Origin of the sequence: Pedobacter sp. ok626, assembly GCF_900100435.1 — a bacterium.
Lineage (GTDB): Bacteria > Bacteroidota > Bacteroidia > Sphingobacteriales > Sphingobacteriaceae > Pedobacter.
The window spans coordinates 236292-256858 of the sequence record NZ_FNEX01000008.1; the positions used below are offsets into that span (position 1 = coordinate 236292).

Annotated in this window: 11 protein-coding genes; all 11 read right to left on the minus strand. The window is 40.9% G+C overall.

Features of this window, described 5'->3' with window-relative positions:
- Position 1: 1 nt before the first annotated feature.
- Positions 2 to 3055 (minus strand): SusC/RagA family TonB-linked outer membrane protein, encoded by a 3054-nt coding sequence (locus BLS35_RS13625; RefSeq protein ID WP_207909109.1) that lies wholly within the window; start codon positions 3053 to 3055, stop codon positions 2 to 4.
- 39 nt (positions 3056 to 3094) lie between these two features.
- Positions 3095 to 5002 carry a RagB/SusD family nutrient uptake outer membrane protein gene (locus BLS35_RS13630; RefSeq protein ID WP_090781859.1) on the minus strand — a complete coding sequence of 636 codons (1908 nt, stop codon included), beginning with the start codon at positions 5000 to 5002 and terminating at the stop codon, positions 3095 to 3097.
- An 11-nt stretch (positions 5003 to 5013) separates the two neighbouring features.
- Positions 5014 to 8211, minus strand: coding sequence for a SusC/RagA family TonB-linked outer membrane protein (locus tag BLS35_RS13635; RefSeq protein ID WP_175459601.1), 3198 nt, complete (start codon positions 8209 to 8211; stop codon positions 5014 to 5016).
- A gap of 316 nt (positions 8212 to 8527) precedes the next feature.
- Entirely contained in the window at positions 8528 to 9655 is a 1128-nt protein-coding gene (locus BLS35_RS13645; RefSeq protein WP_254778875.1) for an endo-1,4-beta-xylanase, read from the minus strand.
- A 105-nt stretch (positions 9656 to 9760) separates the two neighbouring features.
- A complete protein-coding gene (locus tag BLS35_RS13650; RefSeq protein WP_090781866.1) occupies positions 9761 to 11341 on the minus strand; it encodes a glycoside hydrolase family 43 protein in 1581 nt (526 codons plus the stop codon).
- A 39-nt stretch (positions 11342 to 11380) separates the two neighbouring features.
- On the minus strand, positions 11381 to 13318 hold the full coding sequence (locus BLS35_RS13655; RefSeq protein ID WP_090781869.1) for a glycoside hydrolase family 97 protein: 1938 nt from the start codon (positions 13316 to 13318) through the stop codon (positions 11381 to 11383).
- A 39-nt stretch (positions 13319 to 13357) separates the two neighbouring features.
- Positions 13358 to 15778, minus strand: coding sequence for a glycoside hydrolase family 127 protein (locus BLS35_RS13660; RefSeq protein WP_090781871.1), 2421 nt, complete (start codon positions 15776 to 15778; stop codon positions 13358 to 13360).
- A gap of 21 nt (positions 15779 to 15799) precedes the next feature.
- Positions 15800 to 17743, minus strand: coding sequence for an alpha/beta hydrolase-fold protein (locus BLS35_RS13665; protein WP_090781873.1), 1944 nt, complete (start codon positions 17741 to 17743; stop codon positions 15800 to 15802).
- A 46-nt stretch (positions 17744 to 17789) separates the two neighbouring features.
- A complete protein-coding gene (locus BLS35_RS13670; protein ID WP_090781875.1) occupies positions 17790 to 19160 on the minus strand; it encodes a glycoside hydrolase family 43 protein in 1371 nt (456 codons plus the stop codon).
- Positions 19161 to 19195: 35 nt separating this feature from the next.
- A complete protein-coding gene (locus tag BLS35_RS13675) occupies positions 19196 to 20032 on the minus strand; it encodes a sialate O-acetylesterase (RefSeq protein ID WP_090781921.1) in 837 nt (278 codons plus the stop codon).
- Positions 20033 to 20180: 148 nt separating this feature from the next.
- On the minus strand, positions 20181 to 20567 hold a 387-nt coding region (locus BLS35_RS13680), incomplete at its 5' end, for a transketolase C-terminal domain-containing protein (RefSeq protein WP_305790699.1).

Genomic DNA, 20567 nt, shown 5'->3' on the forward strand with positions numbered 1-20567 from the left:
ATTAAAACATTGCCTTTATACCCAGATTGTATAATCTGGTCTGTGGAGAACCACCAAAATTCATCTCCATTATTTCTTTCTCCTTCGCTACAGTCAACAAGTTAAAACCCGCAACATAGATTCCCAGTTCTTTAAGCACTTTGCTCTTCAGCAGCTTGTCTGAAACCGTGTAAGAGATCTGAATTTTTGACAGATCAAACCGGTCTGCGCTATACATCCAGAAATCAGATGCCCTGAAATTGTTATCCCCGTTTAAGGTGGTCAATCGTGGAAAGCTTGCCTTATTTTTAGTTTCCTCAGTCCATCGGTCGCGTACTACGGAAGAATATTTGTCACTTCCATTTACCCAGAAATAATTGTCATTTTTCATCGCAGAAGCACCAAAACGTCCGGTTGCCACAGCAAAAAATGTAAAATCCTTCCACTTTGCAGTCAGGTTCAGTCCCAGGGTTAATGGTGCACCAAACCAGCCTCCACGCCCAAGATAAACCTGGTCTTCATCATCTATAACTTTATCACCGTTCTGATCTTTGTACTTGATGTCACCCGGTGCTAAAGTTGAACCAAATGCAGGTTTAGCCTGGTTGATGCCGTCTGCAGCTGCAACCTCGCTTGCATTCATGTAAAACCCATCACTCACCAAGCCCCAGATCGCATCGATCGGTTTACCCTGACGATATTGATAAGTATTTTCATAAGTATAAATATCCGCACGTTTTGTTGCTTTAGTGGTATAATAAGTACCTGACGCACCTATAGTCCAGTTAACCTCACCAATACGTTTGTTAAAATTTAAATGAAAATCCAGACCAGTACGTTGATCACCATTGTAATTGCTATAGGGAACAAATGAAGAGCTTGGAAATCCCTGCGTAAAATAATTTGGATACAAAACATTGTTCTGGCCAATTATCCCCGTTATGCTATTCCTAAAGAAGTTGGCGCTAAAGCTAATCTGGTTATTAAACATCGACCCTTGCAGGCCCAGGCTGATTTCTTTCCTTTGTGCAAATGTTAAATTCATATTGGTTCCGCGACGAGAATCGAAGGATTGCGTTCCCGCACCGTCGTTCCAGCCAAACCAGTTACCCCCTGTTGCTGTATAAATACTCTCATATGCGAAGTACTCATCGAAGTCAAGATCGGTATTCAATATACCTGCGGATGCAGTAAGCGTTAAGTTGTCAATAAATGACAGTGATTTCAAAAAAGGTTCCTCACTAATTTTCCAGCCTATCGAACCAGCTGGTGAAAAAGCTACGCGATTTCCTGGAGGCATTTTTGGCGAACGCACAATGGCACCTGTGAATTCAGCATAATATTTATGGCTGAAATTATACCCTAGCTGCAAGCCCAAATTTGAGTTTGTAACAGGCTGGTAGATTTGAGATTGTGCCTGACGATAGGCTGCACCCAGAATTAAAGCAGAAATGTTATGGCGATCGTCTATAGAAGTATTATAATTCAGTTGACTGGATAGCGAAATCGTTTGCCTGTACCAACTATCGGCAATAATTTGATCCCCTGACTTTGTATCCTCTCCCCAACGAGTCAAGCTGGAAATCAAATCTGAACCTGAATAAGTTGTCCAGCTCGGCTGATAGGTTGCATAGCCATTCCGATAGCCTTGATTGTATCTGTTAGCATAATCAATCCCCATACTGGTATTAAATGTCAGCCCCTTTAATATACCGCTTAGATCAGCATCTATTCCGGTAGTAAACTGAAATTCCCGCTGTACAAAGTTATTGTTACCACCCGCGTAAATGGCAGCGAAAGGGGTTGTCTGATTGATCTGCGTTCCACCCAAAACATATTTACCATCTATGAGTTTTGCAGTATTAACCATTGCCCAACCGGCGGCATCACTTTCTTCTAACAAACTAATTGGAATAAGGGGAGCAAACAAGTTAGGACGCAAAGTTGCAGCACTTGACCAATAATTTGTATTTACACCACCTCCATTGGAAAAGACAGCGCTTGCATCTACTCTTGCTTTTAACACCTTAGTTAATTGCATATCCACGTTACCGCGTATATTAAAGCGGTTTGTCGTCCCATTATTTTTAGCCTCTCCAAAATTTAATAGAGAACCTGAAGAATTGAATCCAACATTGGTGTAATAACGAGCTCGTTCGTTACCCCCAGAAATCTCCGTAACAACATCGTATCGTCCGTAACTACTTTTTAGATACTCAGACGAGTAGTAATCCACATTTGGATAACGGTACGGGTTTCCTCCTGAATGGTTATATATTGCTTCTGGAGTGTATATTGGAGCCAACCCATCATTTGTCAGCGCTTCATTATATAGGCTCATATATTCTGAGGAACCAAGATATTCAGGAAACCGCTTAGGAACATTCACTCCAGCGTTACCACGGACCGTGATTTTTTGCTTCGAGTTTGTACCTCTTTTCGTAGATACCAAAATTACCCCTTTGGCGCCACGACTTCCATAAAGCGCAACAGCAGCAGCACTTTTAAGAAACGTAATCTGATCGATCTCATTAGCTGTAATACTACTGATGTCACGAGGTACACCATCAACCAATATTAAAGAAGTACTCATACCCCAAAGGTTATTCACATTAAAACCTGGCGAAAAACCTGGCGCAAAAGCTTCCATGTTTTCGAGTCCATTGGTCATATAGTTTTTCTCAAACAGGTTTGAAACGTTCACATTTGACACGCCCAGCGGAAGTTCACGCTCATCCACACTTCTGAAACCGATTGGAACAAGCCTGTCTTCCTGGGTTAAAGTGATTTGTTTCAAATCCGGGGCTGCGATAACAAAGGAGCTCTTATAACCTGCTGCACTTACTGTCAGTACAGTTTTATCAGGTACCTCCATAGAAAACATACCTGATTGATTAGATATCACAACTATGTTATCAGCTTCGTATGTTATTTCGGCCCTCTTTATTGGTTCCCCATTTGAGCCGCGGACAATGGCTTTTATAGATATTTTAACGGCATCCTGCCCCTTACTTACGCCAGTAACTAACGTAAGTAAGATGCACAAGGCCATTGCTTTTCTTAAATATTTCATCATTCTTGTCTTTAATTATCTGATTTATAAATCATGAACTACTTACCAGCCTGGATTTTGAAAAAACTCCGGATACATATTCACGTCAGCTCTCTTTAATGGCAACCAATAATGCTTTTCAGTAAATGGTCGCTGCAAGATTAAGCGTTCACGATAGTTCACCACTTTGTTAAGTTTCGTATCTGTTGTCGGATTTAATGGGACTGCCCGATCAAATTCTGCTGCTGTTTTCAAAGTATAAGGTACTTCGGCCAATAAGTGCCAGCGGCGAAGGTCATTGAACCGATGTCCCTCAAAGGCAAGTTCAACAGCACGTTCACGTCTTACTTCTTTCATAAACTCATCGGTTGAACCCAAATATTGTGCTGCAACATGCCCAACCCCAGCCCGGTCACGAATTACATTAATTGCACCTACTGCCGTTTTACTAAAACCGGGAGCCATGGCAGTAGGATTTCCATAACCATTTGCTACGGCTTCTGCGTACATCAGATAGATGTCGGCCAGACGCATATAAGGAACTTTAATGTTTAAATTCTGTCCGTAATTCCAGCCTTGATCAAAGTTGTTTGCAGTTATTGGAACAAATTTGTAAAGCATATATCCTGTTCGGCTGCCCGAACGCTCATCCCGGTAACTTCCTCCTGTATATAGATTCGCATACCGGTGCGGTTCCATATTGGTAGCCAGGGTACCCTGAACAATTTTAACCCCATCATATACAATGTCATTGTAAAACCTGGGATCACGGTTAAGCCAAGGCGACTGTGGGTCATATCCTGAACCTGAAGGGTCTGCCTGAGCCGAATTTGCTATCGGCAAACCATTTTTCATACCATAAAAGTTTACATAATTTGCTGTAGGTGCAAATACAAGGGCGTCAGCCCCTACAATAGCAGGAGTGTATTGCTTTGCGGTACCATAGGTAGAGCCATGCGCTCCCCAGTAAGGACCAGTAAAAATGGCTTCAGTTCCTCCTGGAATCAAAAAATTCTGCCCTATGGTATAAAAATTTGTACTATACTGTGCAAACGGCATTAATTTATGAGGTGCCACACCACTCTCAGTTAAGGTTAGTAACTCTGCAAATGCTACTGCAGCCTTTTTACTTAACTCCACATTGTAAGTTTTGCCTCCACCAGACTCAAGGTTCATCAATGGACTGGCCGCCCACAGATAGTTTTTGCCCAAATAGCCTAAAGCCATAATTTTGTTGATACGCAACTGATTTTTTCCGAAAGTCTGAACCCCGGCATTTGTATTATCCCAGTTGATCGGTAAAAGATCAGCTGCAGCCCTGAAATCCTGGGCAGCTTTTTCCGCACACTCCTGATACTTTAAACGAGGCAGTCGCAGTTGTTCATCTGAAGGCAATACACGGTCTACATATGGCAAGCCTCCGAAGTATTGCATCAACATGAAATGAAACCATCCCCTAAAAAAAAGCAACTGTCCTTTAATTAAACTACGCTCTTCATCCGTTGCATTGACTAACAGATTCATGTTCTCCAAACCCAGATTGGCTTTACGTATTCCATACCAAGCTAAAGGATACAAGCCTTTTGTCATCCTGTCATTGTCGGTATTGGCACTGGGGCCGCCAGTGGGACTCGCATAATCCATAAATCCGGCACCCCAGCCATCAAATTCCCTTTGCCAACCCCAGAAATCACCGTTGTCAATTTTATTTACAAGATGAAAATTCTGTACGGTCGACTGAATCTCATCATCTCCCCAGTTCCAGCTATTCGTCCAATAACGATTGGTAAAATCTGGAATACAATTGTAAAGTTCCTCGGTAAAACCCTGAAAACTACGGAAATCTTTAAATGCTGTTTCTGCCGAAACATTTGCTTCGGGATCTCTGTCTAAATATTTTTTACAGGAAACCATTCCGGCTAAAGACCAGACGATTCCTACGAACAATAGGCGTTTTATATATTTTCTCATAACAATCTTAATTAGAAGGTGATATTAACACCAAGGTTATAACGCTTTACAGTAGGGTAAGCTCCCTGAGAGGCCCAGCCCTGACCACCTGATCCCTGGTAATTCGCCTCGCGATCATCAGGCATCTTTGTCCAGACATGCAGGTTATTTCCATTTAAAAACACCCTTAAACTTGAGACACCTGCTTTTTTGATCCAGTCTTGTCTGAATGTATAAGCGATCTCCGCATTTTTTAACCGTATATAGGATGCGTCGTACATATACCTGTCGGCAGTATAAAATCCAGCCGGTGTCGTTTCCCAACGAGGCATCGGACCATCTGGATTAATGTTATCCTTTGACCAATAAGAACCCTCATCGTAGGCCACTGTATTTTTTCCCGAAAAGGTTCCAAGCACCACCTGACGAGTCACATTGTTAACCCCATAAAATTGGGCAAATACACTAAAATTCTTCCAGTCAAAACCGATTGTTGCATTATATGTATTTTGAGGCGCTCCGGAATATCCATAGGGAATGTTATCGTTTGCATCAATAATACCATCAGCATTGTAATCAAGAATATGATAATTCCCAGGAATTTTCTGTTGGTCGTTTGCATTGTGCATGGTACTCGCATACAGCTCATCCCAGGTATTGTAATAACCTTGACTTACATACGAATAGGCCTGACCAATCTGTTTATCTAAAGGTTTTGAATACAGCGGCAACAGGTCGGCAACATCCGCATCAGTCACTTTATTTTTTGCATGTGTATAATTGAGATTTGCCCACAAGCGAAGATCATTGGTTATTTTTTTATTGACGCGGACATCAATTTCGAATCCCCTTGATTGAACCTTCCCCTTATTAAAGGTAGGAGGCTTAGCCCCATAGTATGATGGTACAGCACGATTTGTACCGGTAAGAATATCGCTTCGGTCATCCTGAAAGAAATCAATACTTCCGCTAAGCACGTCTCCGAAAAACCCAAAGTCAAGCGCAATATTCTTTTTAACTACCCGCTCCCAGCGAACATTTGGATTGCCTATACTGGCCTCTTTGTACCAGTTATAGGGACTTTGTTCTGCAGATTCGCCTGTAGTTCCCATCGGAGTTGTACCATTAGGAGCTGGCGCTTGACCATTAAATGTCCAATTGGTTTGAAATGCAAATCTTGGGGCACCGCTATCATCACCAATCGCTCCATACGACCCACGCAGTTTTAATCTGTTGATGAATTTTAATGGCTTCATAAATTTCTCTTCAGAGATCATCCAGCCAAGTCCTCCTGAAGAAAAGAATTCAAAACGAAAATCCGAACCGAATTTTTCGGATCCATTGTAAGCTCCATTGTACTCCAAGCTGTATTTACCAGCATAGCTATAAGTTGTACGAAATACCCAATCTTCACGATAATATGGAATCATGCTGCCTTTTGCACTTTGATCACGACTCCACAACCCCATTGCTGTAATGTCATGTTTATCGGCTATTGTTTTTGCATAGTTTAACTGCAACTGGTAGAACATTCTGCGATAGGTTTCGCCGTTATCTACACTACCGGGACTGCTCGCCCAGCGGGTAGTTTCCCTCCATTCCAACTCGGTAGCCGCATCTTTCGTTTGTGAATAAGATACCACTCCGGTTTCAGGATCAATATATTTACTGAGTGTACCGTTATTTCTATCATTAATGCCGCGTTGATTCTCAACGAAAGTATTATCAACAGACAGCGTACCTTTGAAGTTCAAGCCCTTTAAAAGTGCATTAAGGTTCTGATCAAGGGTAAAGTCGGTGGTGATACGTGAAGTTGTAACTTGCTGAAGCCCTGACGTAGCCATTATTCGTGCTGAGTTCAGACTTTGTTGTTCATTAGGTTTGTAATACCCCCAGCTTCCATCGGAATAAACAGGCAAATAGAGGTTAGGCGCAGCAGAATAAGCCGCCGTCCAGGTATTATAAGGATTTACATCTATCCATGGTCTCTCTGAAGTACCCCTGGAGCCGGAAATATTAGTTCTGAAGACGGTGGACGGTGTTAACTGAAAATCCAGGTTACTCCGAACATTTAATCTCTTAAAGCTATAACCTCCGTCATATCCACGGTTGTTCTGGAATCTTCTGAAAAGATCACCCTCATCCAAATAATCAACTGAAGAGAAGTATTTAACGAAGGGAGTCCCACCGCTCACATTCAGATTGGCATTGTAAGACATTGCATTATCGCGGAACAAAGTGTTTACCCAATCCACGTTTGGATAGCGTTCAGCCTCTTCAAGATTAGCCGGTGAGCGATATTTTTGCATAATATCTTCAGGAAGATAAGAGGTCCAGGCACCGGACGCCTGCGCCAGTTCGTATTCTATAGTACGGTTACGAGCTTTAAACATATCGTAAGAATCAAGCTTTCCAGGAAGTTTAGATGCTGATTTCACTGTTGTATTTATCGCTGCTCTGATTTCAGCTTTTCCTTCACGTCCTCTTTTTGTTGTGATCAGGATGACACCATTTGCCCCCTTCACGCCAAATACAGCTGTAGCAGAAGCATCTTTCAATACGGAAACAGAGGCTACCGAACTGATATCAATGTTGTTCATGGAGCGTTCTACTCCGTCAACCAGGATTAGTGGATTTGCGCTATTCCAGGTACTACGTCCACGAATTAAAATTTGTGGATCTTCTTCTCCTGGCATCCCTGTACTTGCTGTCGTGATTACTCCTGGCAGATTTCCCGTTAAGGCCGCACCAAGACTAGAAACCCCACCAGTTCTTTCCAATACCTCACTGGTTGTCTGCGAAATTGCGCCCACCACACTTGCTTTCTTCTGGGTTCCATACCCAACAACAATAACTTCGCCTAACTGCTCATTATCATCCCTCATTATTACTTTTATATTTGTTTTCCCCGCAATATTCACATCCTGAGTCTTCATCCCGATGTATCCGATTGTAAGTATGTTTCTATCATCAGGTACGTCAATAGAAAACTCGCCTTTCAAATTGGTTTGGGTCTTAATTTTAGTTCCTTTCACGGTTATGGTAGCTCCGCTCAGTGGATTTCGTTGGTCATCAATTACAGATCCCCTTATGTTCTTCCGTTGCTGCGCGGCGACGGTATCCATCAAAAGAAAGATAATCATCAAGGTTAGGTACATTACAGGTAACATCTGCTTATATCCACAATACTTGTGGCGCGCATCATTACCCACTTTAGTGTTTTTTTCCATTATTTAAAATCATTTAAAAAGAAATAGAATTTGGATAATTATATACAGCTCCTAATTATACATAGGATGATAAAAACTGTATTTTTTAGCTGGTACGCTCGAATGAGGACGAAATTCTTCCTCCGGATAGTTGTAGTTTTTTTTCATAAAACTTGGTTTATAGTTGGTTATAAGGTTTACCGAATGTAATACAGTTCCAATTTTAAGGCTAGCACAATTGTTCAAATTTATATCCGGTTTGTTCAAAGGCATAAAAAACACGCTTCAGTAATTCCTGAGCAAGTTATCGATGCCATTTAACTCAAAAATTAAGTTGCTATTCCTTTGCTGGAATTTGAGAAATCATCTGGACAAATGGCTTTGCTTTATATTGCCGGTCAAACAATAAAGGATAATCTTTACGACCAAAAACAGGCCAGTTATTTAGCCATGAGTCAGCATCAGTAACTCCCCATAGGGTTACTCTGCTTATTTTATCTTCATGTTTTAAAAACAATCTAAAAAAATCGATGTACCGTTGTGCCAGCTGTTTAGTTACATTTTCTGGCAAGCCATCCGTATAAGGATTTATCTCTTTTTTGTACGCGTAGTTCTGGTTAACATCAGCCCCCATATTTCGCCTCGGAGTAGGTAACACCGTGATATCTAACTCAGTGATCATCACATTAACTCCTTCAGCTGAAAAAGCGAGTATACTTTTCTCAAAATCAGCTATTTTCGGATAATCAAGACTTAAATGCCCCTGCATACCGACACCAGTAACCTTCACTCCCCCAGCCTTTAATTTGCGCAACATCTTGACAACTCCCTGGCGTTTTCCTTCCCGGGCCATCGAAAAATCGTTGTAATAAAGCTCTGCCATAGGATCGGCGGCATGGGCAAATTCAAATGCCAACCGTATAAAATCCTCTCCTATTATACTGTAAAATTTACTCTTTCGCCAGGATCCATCATCTAATACAGCCTCATTTACTACATCCCAACCGTTTACCCGCCCTTTGTATCTGGACACGACAGTTGTGATATGTTTTTTCATCCTTTCAATGAGAACCTCCCGCGAAACTTCCTCTCCATTATGATCTTTAAAAAACCAGTCCGGGGCTTGTGAATGCCATACTAAGTTATGCCCGATAATAAACATATTGTTTCTCAGGCCAAAATCAACAAACTTGTCAGCCTCTCTAAACTGGAAGTGCCCCTCCCTTGGCTGAAGAGCGTTAATTTTCATGCAATTTTCAGCTACTACAGAATTGAAATGTGTATTTACAATTTGTAAAGCAGCCGTATCTCTTCCCCATATTTTCCGCGTATTTAAAGCAACACCTATATAAAATTTATCTTTAAAAATATCCTTAAGCGGAATGATCTCGCGCTTATAATTTTTGTAGGAAAAGACAAGCATTGCTGCCAGGCAAGAAAATAAAATTAGAACAACTTTTCTCATGGTTATTTATAGATGAATTAACAACCCAAGATAACCGTAAATACGACATTTATAATAGATTATTTGACTAAAAAACAGGCAAATTTGTTCTATTTTTTATGGAAATTATTTTTTCACAGATGGCTGATCTGAAATATGGAAATAATCAAAATCAGCATAACCTCCTGTTTGTTTTTTTGCATAATTAAACAAGCCAAAGCGGTATCCCATAAAGTGGGGAATGGTATAAGCCATATTTAGTGGCGTCCCTATTGCCTTCCAGTTTTTTCCATCAAGACTGTAAAAAAAGTTCGCTACATCCCGCCTTTTTATAAAATCACAATCTACTCTGAAATAGATTACCTTTTGTTTTAACAATACGCGTTCTTTTTCGATAGGTTTGCCTGTACCCGCATCAATCATTACCACATATCTATCCTTACCATCTATATTCACACCAATCAATCCGTAATTTTGCTGCAAAAGACCTAACCCGGCAAAGTCACCATCTTTCATTTTAGATACATCAATTGAAGTCGTTCCTGATGAATAGGGACCGATGGTACGTTGAGTGAGTGTATTTTTTGCCAACAGAAAATTACTATCAATTCTCCCCGTCGTTAACCGTAAAAAACCTTTTCTTTTTCTAACTGACCAAAGCCCTGCATCAGGATTGTGGTTCCATTGCCACACCAATGGAAGTTCAGCGTCACCGGCCTTAGGGCTAAAATCATCCGAGGCTACAATTCCGGGTATTAACCCTTTACTTGCCGGCAAATCCAATCTTTCAGGAACCTTACCCGCTATACCTAATACCGGCCATCCATCTTTCCATTTAACAGGCACCAGATATGGGATCCGCCCAACAGCACCATCGTCGCGGAAAAGATAGGCAAACCACTCGCCATTTGGCTGATCAATAAGTCCTCCCTGCGCCACTCCAATATCCTGCAAGCCAATCCTACCCTCATAAGGACCAGAAATATTGTCTGATCTGTGAATAAGCACAGTTCGCATTCCGCCTCTTGGCCAGCTGATGTTAAAAAGATAATATTTCCCTCTTATTTTAAACAACTGAGAACCTTCCGCCGGTAAGCCACCGTTGTTTCCGGATGGAAGACCGGCGTTCTCAATAATTACCTTTTCCGGTACCGCAGTATTAATTCCGGAAAGATCAGGCTTTAGCTCCACCATTTTAATTTTCCCTGAACCATAGACCATGTAGACCTTGCCATTGTCATCAAAAAACAAGGAATGGTCATGTAGACTTGGCTGGAAAGCCGTAACTTTCCAGGGGCCTTTTTCTATATCTTTTGTAGTATATATGTAGGTTTTACCTGTGGTTTGTGCAAACGTACTTACATAAAAAGTACCGTTATGATGACGTAAGCTACTTGCCCAGGTCCCCTTACCATATGCCTGCTTACCGTTATTTAGTGAAAGCGCATCCACATCAGCCAGCGCATCATAGGCGTAGCTAATGATGCGCCAATTAATGAGGTCCTCAGATTTCATGATCGGTAAACCAGGGCTCATGTGCATTGTTGTGCTACTCATGTAGTATGAATTGCCGACGCGTACGATAGACATGTCCGGCACATCAGCAAAAATAACTGGATTCTGCGCGTTCTGCTGCTGCGCAATAAGTGGCGTATATAAAAAAATTATAGCAACGATGCCAATTACTTTTGATATGACCTTTTTCATCTTAGCTGAATTAATATGTTAAATGACCAGAAATTAAATTCATTCGAAAACAGCTACAAAGCCATCATTTTTCTTTAAATCAACTTTGATTTTTCCATCTGCCGGTATGCTGATCTTTTTTTGATCGAATGAGTTATATCCATCATCAGCATTACCTGAAGAGATGACATTTCCTACCTTATTTTTTAGAAATGCAAGGTCCAGACTCAACTGCTTATCAAGCTTTTCCCCATTGATTCCAGCCACATACCATTTGTTTCCAGCTTTTCTGGCAACCACATATAATTGTCCGGGGTAACCCTCAATAAATTTCACATCTTCCCAACTATTAGGTACTGCTCTCAAAAAATCTTTTACAAATACAGGAACAGTACTCATTCCGACAGGAGTTTCTGCATAATGTTGAATACCGGATAAAAATGTAATGGCCGTAGCCAGCTCAAATGCGGCTGTAGTTGTGCGCTTTATTCCGGGTATTTTATTCAATACCATTGGCGTAAAATCCATTGGATCAAAAACATTACGTACCATTGCGTTCATCACTGAATGCCCGGGTGCCTTATTGGCGGCGTCCTGACCAAAAGTTATCATTTCATAACCGTGTACAGCTTCAGCAGTCATAAAATTAGGATAGCTGCGCTGCCAACCTCTTGGGAGTGTGGCCCCATGGAAATTAACCAATAAATGATAATCCGCAGCATCTCTTAATATATCGTGGTAATAAGCAATCATGGATTGCCCGTCTCCTCCAAAAAAATCGATCTTTACCCCCTTTATACCCATGCTTTGCAAGCGAGAGAATTCTTTTACACGGCTTTCATGCGTTAAAAGTTTATTTCTTGGCGTAAATTTTACAGTATTCCAATCTCCGGCAGAATTGTACCAGAGCAGTAAGCCTACTTTTTTTTCTTTAGCATAATCTGCCAAAATTTTCACGGAGTCGTAACCAATTGTCTGGTCCCAGTTTGCATCAATAAGACAATATTGCCATTTCATGTCGGCAGCATAATCAATGTATTTTTTCTGTACCGGATATATGGTGGCCTCATCTTTTTCCAATACCCAGCTCCAGGACGCCTTACCAGGCTTGATAAAAGACGCATCCATTTTAACTGCCGGCAAGGCGAGATCTGTTCCCAGTGTCGACTCCATAATTGTTTTTAAATCGCCAACTGCAATAATCCTCCAGGGGGTTTTCCAGGGTAAAGCCGATTCCGGGTTCAAAGTACCTCCTGCAATTTTTTCTGGTGCTTGCGGAAAGTTGATCTTATATTCAGCACCTGCTGAAAGTTGCTGGAGCGCAGTTCCACAATAGTTGCTTTCCAATCCTGCTTCCGTAATCAACATCCAGGCATTTTTATACTTAAACAATGCGGGATATACCCAGCCGTTCTTGCTGTTTGACGGTGTGCCTACAGGGATATCCATCATATAATAGGCTTCATAAGATGGATTAGTGTGTTCAAAGCCAGTTTGGGCCTCAGTTTTTGGCTGCATCCAGGCCCTGGTTTCTTCAGGAAACCGGAAGCTGGTGGCTTCTGAACTAATCTTTTTGATCAACCCATCATGACCGGGAAACTCGTAACGAAACGCAACACCATCATTTGATACCTGAAAAATAATATTCATTTCATCTCCAGAAGTAGTTTTTGTTGCTATGGTTACCTGGTTTGCCGTATAGCTGATATTTTTCTTTTTTGCATTGACCATCACATAATTATCTTTTACGATGCGCGGTGAAGAAACTTTGATGACCTTTAGATCTTTGGAAAAATCTGTATCTTCTCTTACGATACCAATTTTGGAATCCATAAGGATGGCCTCCCCTTTATAACTCACATTATACGTTGCCTGACCAGGTGTACAGGTTACCTGTATATTTTTGTCGGGACTGGAAATGGAGTAAATGCCCTGCTTTTGCACGCTACAAAAAAGGGCACACAGGATTAAATTAAATGATAAAATTACCAGTTTCATTGGTGTGTGTTTATTTGGTTGTAAAAATGTACGTTTTAATCATTCGCTTTTCACCAGTCTGACACGATAAATTGGCGCTGTGGATTTCCCTGATAACGACAGGAATTTTATTCGTACCTGCTGTTTCCCTTTTAACATTTCAGCTGGAATACGATATTCTTCGTGATAAAAACCGGGTTTATGCGTCTCTTCTGTATGATCAACAATTTTAAGCTTTTGGTCATCAACATAAATTTCAAACTTTTTCCCCGCTGTTGCGGCAATCTGGTACCGGACATTCAGCAATAAATCTGTAAGGCCTTGTGTGGACATATTATAACTAAAATATCCCCCATTGTAAGCGTCACGCCAGAATTCATCTGCATTGCTGCCTGTACGTGAGTTTTCATGACGCCATGCATGATCAACTTCTGGTTGCTGCTCACCCGGGGCCACAAAATCTACGGTCCGTTTATCCAGGTTAAGTTTATCAGTTTCTATTTTTGCAATCGAATCCAGGTAATTAACATATTGCAAGGGCGTTAACCTCATCCAATATGCCATATATCTTGAATCGTGAACACGATAAAAAGGTTCCAGCACCAATTTCTCCGGATTTATAATCTTTTCATTAGCGAACGAGAAAGTCATCGCGTGTCCTTCTACAGGCACAATCTTTTCAGGAATTTCTGAAACATTGTCCTCTATAATGATGGGTGCTTTATCAACAGGCAGCTTTTGTCCACCGGCAATATGGCCCCAGCGGCTATCGTCGGCAACCAATCCTTTCAATTGTTCTGTCGCTGTCTTGGCGGCCAGCAATATTGGCCCGTGCATAATGGCAATATATTCAGGAACATTCGGCATTTGCTCGATGGTGGTTTGCATGGGCATGATCACTTTGATCACATCACCCTTTTTCCATGTTCTTTGAACGCCAATATAGGATGAGGGAAGTTTCTTATAACTGATCGCTTTACCATTGATAAAAATCTGCAAAGTTCCTTCCTTCACCCAGGATGGGTGTCTCAGCATCAATGTAAATTTTGCAGATCCTTTTGTGATGGTAAGTGTAGATTGCTCCTCATCAGGAAAAGATGTTTCCTGTTTTAACGTTATATTTTTCTCTTTCCAGTTTAATGTAGAAGCTATAAATAAATTTAAATACAAGGAATCCTTTTTATGGGTATATATAAATTCGTTATACTTGCCATGATTCTCCATCCCGCTTCCTACACAGCACCACATGGCTTCATTTGGTGCAGAGTAAACCCTGTAATGCCTCGGTCTTACCGGAGTAAAATACACATAGCCTCCATGCTCAGGATGTTGGGTAGATAAGATATGATTGTACAATGCCCTTTCATAAAAGTCGGCATATTTTGCATCGGGTTGCTCCCTGAATAATCCCTCAGTAAGCTTCAACATATTGTAGGTATTACAGGATTCAGGTCCTTCAACATCATTAACAAAGTCCGTACTTGCTGCTACACTCGGGAAAAATTCCCGTCTGCTGTTTCCACCAAATGCGAGTGTACGGTTACCAGTTACTGTTTCCCAGAAAAAATTACTGGATTTTGTATATTGATCATCATGACTCAGTTCAGCAATACGCTGAAAACCAACCGCCTTAGGCACCTGCGTATTGGCATGTTGGTTATCCAGGTTATCTATACCCGCTGCCATCGGCGTTAGCAGCCGTTGATGGGAAAACCGTTTTGCTGCAACCATATACTTCTTGTCACCAGTGATTTGATAGGCATCTGCCAGTTCTTCATTCATTCCACCATGCTCGGTATCCAGCATAGACTGCATCTGACTTTCTGAGAGCCCGGATGTCACATCAATTGCCCAGTCACAAAATTTCAAAAAGATGTCTTTAGCATCCTGATTGCCTCCGTATAGCCAGGCATCCCTTAATCCGGCGTACATTTTATGTACATTATACCAGGGAACCCATGCAGCACGGTAAGCTTTAAAATCTCCTTTTTTCAATGTCGACCATATTTCAAGACTATTGGGAACCCCGCCGACATAACCGACACCCCATTCAGGATGTTTGGCCCCATTTTTAAGCTGACAGGCTTTCAGTTCTGCAACCATATCATCCATCCGGACTTTGCATTCCGGATTTTTAGTCGATGCATAGTTGAGTGCCAAGGCTGTTAAGTAATGACCGCCAATATGCCCATCTAATCCTTCCCAGTTTTTATAACTCGGTTTCCTTGCCGGAATGTCTGCTTCCTTAAGGTATGGAGCCAACAGACGATCTACATCATATGCCAATAAGGTTTTAATGTTAAGATCTCTGGCCTTACTGAAAGGACCATCTATCAACGTGACCTGAGATAACGGAAACGTGTTTGGATATAACTTTTCCTGAGCATTTAGCGGTCCATTAAAAAACAAGACAGCCGCTACAATTTTACATGCTATACTACTAAAACAATGGGTATTTAAAGATTTTTTTAAACTTAACATTATATCATATTTATCATCAAATTACATAAACAATAATGAGGCAAACTTGTATAAATTATTCCTCCATACTGGCCAAGTATGGCCACCTGGATACTCCTGGTAAGAATAATTGATTTCTAAATCCTTAAAACGATCGAGCATAAGTTGACAATTATTGTAAGCAATATCTTCTCTTCCACCCATAGCAATCCATAATTGCTTAAGATTGTTGTTTATTTTATCTTTATTTAGCTTCATATACGCATATTGCTCATCAGCTATAGTATTTTGCCTGGGAACAACCCATCCCGAACTAAAGACCCCCAGATAAGCAAACATACCTGTATTTTTGATTCCCGTATACAGCGTATGCATTCCTCCCATAGATAGCCCAGCTAAGGCCCGACTACCCGCGTCATTTTTTGTTCGGTAGTTTTTCTCAACTAAAGGTATCACAATATCTTTCAACTCTGATTCAAAAGTTTTTAGCCCGCCTTCACCAAAAGCTGGGCCACCAATATTAGCATCTGGCATCACAATAATCATAGGCTTTGCTTGTTGGGTTGCGATAAGGTTGTCCAAAATCAAATCCGCTTTTCCCTGGCTCCCCCATCCCGTTTCATCTTCACCACCCCCATGAAGAATATAAAGTACCGGGTATTTGTCATTAACTTGGGCATCATAACCAGGCGGGGTATATACATTAAGCTGACGCCAGGAATTGGTGTTTTTTGAAAAATACTTTTTAATGTGAAGATCTCCATGTGGCACATCTTTCAAAGCATAATACGTTCCACCAGCAAATGGAATCTCTATACCACTGGCCATCCTGCCCATTCCATAATACGTTTTACTTGAAGGATCGGCTACTGAAACGCCATCAATAATTAAGGAATAATAATGAAATCCTTCCCCGATAGAATCAGTAGTGACAGTCCAGCTACCCGATTCATTTTTAGTCATATCATATTTTTTACCCAGATCAACCTGAACCTTTTTTGCTTCAGGTGCCTGTAAGTTGAAAACAACACGGTGGTCAGACAGTATTTGGGGATACCTATTTGAACCAATATTAGTTTGAGCAGGTACTCCACTAACCGGATACTTAGAAAAAGAGGAAGTATCAACCGGCTTAAATAATAATTGAGAAAATAGGTACAATCCGTTTTTCCAAACCTTAAAATCATGTACTCCTGGTTCAATAAAATAGATGTGAGGCACCTTATTTTGCACAAGATAATCATGAGTACGCTTACTATTGATAATTAAATTGTCGCTGGCACCACATGATATAAATAACAACTTCAACATATCCTTTGTCTTTTTGGGATCAGGTACCAATTCTGTAGGTAGCTTTGTATTTGGCGCTGAGGAAAATCCGCCAACCCAGGCAAATTTCTGGAGATTACCCAAACCAAAATTCAAAGATTGTCCTCCTCCCATAGATAATCCTGCAATAGCACGGTGCTCCCGATCTTTAAAAACACTGAACTTCTTTTCGACAAAGGGGATCAGGTCGTTCAGTAAATCTTTTTCAAAAATTGAGAATGCCTCAATCTTATCTTTGGACATGATATTACCAATAGCTCGATCATCTTTCATAGCGCGTCCATTAGGCATAACCACAATCATTGGTTCCAGTTTACCTGCCGCATACAAATTATCTAATATAACCTGTGGCTTACCACCGTTTAACCATTCTTTTTCATCTCCACCAATTCCATGAAGCAAATACAAAACAGGATATTTCTTGCCTTTTGAATACCCTGGAGGAGTATAAGTTATTGCTTTTCTATGGTTACCAACCGTTTTGGAATAGTAACTGATCGTATCTATTTTACCGTGTGGTATGCTCGTGATCTCAACATCAAAGCCTGAAGCAGCAGGCTGTATAATTTTCTGAGAGAAAACAGGAGCATTTAACAAAAAAGAAGCACCGACAAGGAGAAGTGTGCTGAGATGTAAACGTTTCGTTAATTTAATCATATTTGGTTCTGTTTGTGTGTAACTTACTTATTATCTTCTTTCATTTCTATTTATTGAATTTCCACCAATCAAAATTGAATAACTCAGTCCCCTTTCCTTTAAATACAAAGTATAAATCATGCACCCCCTTCACTGAATCGACAGCACAGGACAGCGTCTTCCACTTTTTTAAGCCACCGGTGTTTTTAACATTTAGATAACCCACAACGTCTCCTACAGGGCTACCTAGACGAATTTCGATAGTCGATCCAGATATAGCTGAAGCCACACTAGCATTAAATGTTTTTGCCCCGGCACCAAAATCTACATCACGAACTTTAATATAATCTCCATGATCAATCGCAGTGACAAAAACACCCACAGTCTTATCAAATTCTGTTTCCAGCCCTGCTGTCCATGCAATAGTTTCTGCCTGAACCTTCTTGAAAGGATCGAGATGAGCCACACCATTTACAATAGCGTTGACAGTGTTTTGAATTCTGGGAATAGACCCGTCTTCATTGTAGCTGAATTCTTCTACGCAAACAGAACGGGTAAATCCACCACCGCCGGGTAGCGCACCGTTGTGATAAAATAAATAGCTTTTACCTTTATAATCTACCAAACCTGGATGGTTAGTGAAGGCCCCACCTTTCGGTATGATGGACATGATTGTGTCCTGATAAGTCCAGGGCCCCGTAGCTGTTGGCGCAGTAGAATAAGCCAAATGCTCTGGCACACCACCAGCCGCATAAAGTAAATAATACAGTTCCTTGCGTTTATATAACCATGGCCCTTCTTCATAAGCAGACGGTCTTTTATCGGCATCTTTAAAGCGAACGCTAAAACCCTCTTTATTTAGTGGAACGGTAATAATCTCTCCAGAATAGGAGATCATATCTTTATTTAGCTTGACATATTTTAGATACGGATTTCCCCAATATAAATATGCTTGTCCGTCGTCATCAATAAAAACACTAGGATCAATATCTCCATTGCCACTGTGAATTAGCGGTTTTCCGATCACATCTGTAAATGGCCCCGTAGGACTTGATGAAACTGCCACACCAATAGCCATACCAGCACCATTAGACTGATTTACAGGAACGTACCAATAGAATTTACCATTTCTAAAAATACACTGCCCCGCCCATGCATCTTTTCCTGCCCAGGAAAAATTCTTAAGCGAAAGGGGCACCCCCTGATCAGTCCAGTTCACCATATCTGTAGTCGAATAACACCTCCAATCTTTCATGGTAAACCATGTAGATTTATCCTCATCCTGTCCGGTATAGAGATAAAGTGTATCGTTATACACCAAAGGTGCTGGATCCGCGGTATAGATGGTTTGTACAATTGGATTCTGTGCCTTGCTAAATGAGGCAGCCATGTAGCACAGCACGAAGAAAAGCATCCTAATTTTTGAGAGTTGATTCATTTTGGGTGTTTTTATATAAATTTTGGTAACCCCCTTTACTTGACAGCATACAGTAAAGCGAGCATTTTATCCGCATATCGCTTCCCAAGTTCTCTATATCCAGCTGCGTCAAAATGCAGTTTATCCGCCACAGTCGTACAGCCTTTGGAAGATATGACATAGGAATTCGGGATAGTTCTTGGTAGCCTGGCTATAATCTCATTCATACTTGCGCAAATACCTCCCTGATCCACATTTACAACTTCCCCAGCCAACAATGGTATTGAGTTTGCTTTCAGGTTAAGATCTTTCAGTAAGTGATCATAAACATTTTTCACCTTTTTAACCCATAAACTATCACCTGTATTAGATTCACCTTGATGTAACAAAATTCCTTTGATTACACCATCCCTTTGCGCTTTTTTCGCTAATTCCAGTAAGCGTAGATAAGGATTACCATCATACTGATTGATCATTCCAATCATCCACTGCGGAGCGGTAGAGATATAGGATGCGTACTGATCTTTATCAAACAACTCAATTTTACATCCTCCGACAGCGACGTTGATCACCCCCACCCTTACCCGCTCCGGAAGTTTGGCAACCAATGTCTTTCCAAAATAATCGACGGGAGTTAAACCTGTGTTACAGCGCGCTAGTGGTGGTTTTGCAACATACCAATTTCCCTTTATCCGGTCCAGTTCGGGACAATCCACAGCTTGTAATACTTCGAAACGGGTACTTATATTTACGGTATCCTGAGCCTCGAATCTGACATGGCCTTCCATGTTCGATTGTCCGAAACATAAATAAACATGAAAGTTTGGGTCTTGAGCATACGCATTTACAGCAAAAAGCGTAAATAAAATAGCGCAGCAAACCTTTTTTTCCATTTTCAATATGGATAAATCAAATTCAAAAATATTATTTTTCATCATCATACACGTAATTAGGCTATGGCATAAAGCTATGCTATGCAACAACCTTTACAGGGGAGTTTTGGTTATTTTTATAGGAAAAATGTTTAATCCATAGCTACTATTAACCGACTCTTTTAATCACCTTTTGGGCAGCTTCAACAATGTTAATGCTGTCTAAGCCATACTTGGTCATCAACTGATCAGGTGTACCGCTTTCGCCAAAACTATCGTTTACTGCAACAAATTCCTGAGGAGTCGGCAATTCTGTTGAAAGCAATCTTGCAACACTTTCTCCCAGTCCGCCATATTTGTTATGCTCTTCACAAGTAACCACACAGCCAGTTTTCTTTACTGATTTCAATATGGCTTCTTCATCCAAGGGTTTAATCGTGTGGATATTGATGATTTCAGCATCGATGCCTAGTTCCGCTAATTTTTCGCCAGCTTCAATTGCTTTCCAAACCATGTGGCCGGTAGCAATAATGGTTACATCTGTACCTTCATTTAC

Coding starts and splice junctions, on each gene's coding strand:
- BLS35_RS13625 (WP_207909109.1), bottom strand. CDS start 3,055: ATGATGAAATATTTAAGAAAAGCAATGGCCTTGTGCATCTTACTTACG.
- BLS35_RS13630 (WP_090781859.1), bottom strand. CDS start 5,002: ATGAGAAAATATATAAAACGCCTATTGTTCGTAGGAATCGTCTGGTCT.
- BLS35_RS13635 (WP_175459601.1), bottom strand. CDS start 8,211: ATGGAAAAAAACACTAAAGTGGGTAATGATGCGCGCCACAAGTATTGT.
- BLS35_RS13645 (WP_254778875.1), bottom strand. CDS start 9,655: ATGAGAAAAGTTGTTCTAATTTTATTTTCTTGCCTGGCAGCAATGCTT.
- BLS35_RS13650 (WP_090781866.1), bottom strand. CDS start 11,341: ATGAAAAAGGTCATATCAAAAGTAATTGGCATCGTTGCTATAATTTTT.
- BLS35_RS13655 (WP_090781869.1), bottom strand. CDS start 13,318: ATGAAACTGGTAATTTTATCATTTAATTTAATCCTGTGTGCCCTTTTT.
- BLS35_RS13660 (WP_090781871.1), bottom strand. CDS start 15,778: ATGTTAAGTTTAAAAAAATCTTTAAATACCCATTGTTTTAGTAGTATA.
- BLS35_RS13665 (WP_090781873.1), bottom strand. CDS start 17,743: ATGATTAAATTAACGAAACGTTTACATCTCAGCACACTTCTCCTTGTC.
- BLS35_RS13670 (WP_090781875.1), bottom strand. CDS start 19,160: ATGAATCAACTCTCAAAAATTAGGATGCTTTTCTTCGTGCTGTGCTAC.
- BLS35_RS13675 (WP_090781921.1), bottom strand. CDS start 20,032: ATGGAAAAAAAGGTTTGCTGCGCTATTTTATTTACGCTTTTTGCTGTA.